Source organism: Streptococcus sp. CCH8-H5 (assembly GCF_001556505.1).
Classification (GTDB): Bacteria; Bacillota; Bacilli; order Lactobacillales; family Streptococcaceae; genus Streptococcus.
Genome location: NZ_LSIZ01000048.1, coordinates 1 through 417 on the forward strand (window position 1 = coordinate 1; position 417 = coordinate 417).

A 417-nucleotide genomic window follows, 5' to 3' on the forward strand; every position below is an offset into this window, starting at 1 on the left:
ATCTGCGATGTAGCCTGGAACCACTGGAACTGGCACACTGCCGTATCTATGACTTGACACATCCCAAGTGCTAACACTTGAAACCATATCCTTTGTCCCGGTGAAGACAAAATCATTTTGAACTTTAGCAGCTGGTGTATTTTCACCTGCCCCGATAAAGGTAACCGTCTGACTGGTGCCCTGACTCAAAGACTCTTTCTTAGACACTAAGATAATCTTAGTGTCAGCTGTCGCATCTGGTGGAAGGACTTGAAGATTACTTGAGTTAAGACCCGAGATGTTTTGGCCAGGCTTAATCTCATAACCTGTTGGTAGCGTTGGTAGAGAGGTGGACTCTACCTTAGTCGGATCCAACGAGTTATTATACGGAACAGCGTCTGTACCAACGATTTGATTCCCCGCTTCGTCCACAAGAAT

The 417-nt window shown here is 45.8% G+C and carries 1 protein-coding gene; it reads right to left on the minus strand.

What is annotated here, in order from left to right; translation table 11 throughout:
• A partial coding sequence (locus tag AX663_RS10750; RefSeq protein ID WP_443031045.1) for a mucin-binding protein occupies positions 1–417 on the minus strand: 417 nt, incomplete at both ends.